Origin of the sequence: Idiomarina xiamenensis 10-D-4 (genome assembly GCF_000299895.1) — a bacterium.
GTDB classification, from domain to species: Bacteria; Pseudomonadota; Gammaproteobacteria; order Enterobacterales; family Alteromonadaceae; genus Idiomarina; species Idiomarina xiamenensis.
This window is the reverse complement of record NZ_AMRG01000048.1, coordinates 1-1,383: the sequence shown is the minus strand read 5'-3', so window position 1 is coordinate 1,383 and position 1,383 is coordinate 1. Positions and strand designations below refer to the sequence as shown.

At 49.9% G+C, this 1,383-nt stretch carries 2 protein-coding genes; one reads left to right on the top strand and one right to left on the bottom strand.

The features are described 5' to 3' along the window. Window positions 1-143 precede the first annotated feature (143 nt). A complete protein-coding gene (locus A10D4_RS13325) occupies window positions 144-1,088 on the bottom strand; it encodes a LysR family transcriptional regulator (RefSeq protein ID WP_040503051.1) in 945 nt (314 codons plus the stop codon). Between the two features lie 127 nt (window positions 1,089-1,215). Here A10D4_RS13325 and A10D4_RS14575 point away from each other — a divergent pair. Continuing rightward, window positions 1,216-1,383 (top strand): NAD(P)H-dependent oxidoreductase (locus A10D4_RS14575; protein ID WP_008490149.1); only part of this gene is annotated, 168 nt, incomplete at its 3' end.

Genomic DNA, 1,383 nt, shown 5'->3' with positions numbered 1-1,383 from the left:
GGCGGCTGCCAAGAAACAACAGCCAACACGTCAGCCTAAACGTAAGCCCCGTAGTGAGCGTGCCGAACAACGCTCGACGCAGCACAAGCGTCGCCGCTCCGCTAACAATCCGGGCCGCGACTAATTATTCTATGAATTCTGCGTTAATCGACGAGTCCGTATAGGCCGCCTTGGGTGGGCAGTTCGGCAACCAAAAAGTCGACCAATGCACGAATAGCCGGTAATAAACCGCGGCGATACGGATAAACTAAATGCATGACGCCGAGTGGCAATCGCCACTCGGGCAATAATGGTTGCAAACGACCAGCGTTAATGTCGTCGTTAACCAAATAGGTCGGTAACGACACCATGCCTAAACCGGCTACGGCGGAGGCACGTAGTACCCCCATATCGTCTGTGATCACCCGTGGCTGTATGGCAATACTCAATTGCTCAGCGGTTTGCTGATGTTGCAATTGTAGCTGGTAGCGACCACTCGAAAAGTGCAACGATAGACTGGCTAAATCGACTAATTCAGCCGGATGGGAAAACGCCGACTTACGCCGATTTTGTAGACTTTTCTGAATAAAGCTCGGGGCCGCCACTAATACACTCGGCGACGAACCCAACGCCCGCGCAATCAGGCTAGAGTCTTCAATACTGGGGCGCACGCGAAGCGCAATATCAATATTGTCGCGGAGTAAATCAACCGGACTGTTAGTCACCACTAAGTCTAATTCGACTTGCGGATATTGCAGCAAAAACAGCGGTATTAAATCGGTCAGCAAACTTTGACTTATGGCATGCGGGCAACTCACTCTAACCCGTCCGCGCGGTACCTCTTGCACTTGTTGAGTCACTCGTTGGGCAGCTTGTGCAGCATCGGCAATGGTTTGGCAATGAACGAGAAAAGCGCGCCCGACATCGGTCAACTTAAGTTGTCGCGTGGTGCGATGCAACAAACGTACGCCCTGCTGCTGCTCGAGTTCGTTAATACGCCGACTCAGCGTCGATTTTGGCATGCCCAATTGACGTGCAGCCTCACTAAAACTGCCGCATTTAACCACCCGCGCAAACAGCGCCATATTGGTGATATCAAACACTGACATGCTCCTTAGCGTGATAGCGAGTTCAATATTATTCCAAATATGGAACAGTTATTTCCATAATAGCTATCTAGTCGTCAAATTGGAACACTAATACAATGTGATACACAGTCAATATTTGGAGCATGAGATGAATATTTTACAGTTAAACGCCAGCATTTTAGGCGACAACTCGGTCACCCGTCAGTTAACCGATAAAGTCGTAAGCAACCTAGCCGGTGACGATGACCAAGTCATTCATCGTGACTTAGTTACTACCGCTATTCCACATTTAGACGCCGAGATCCTCATGGCAGCC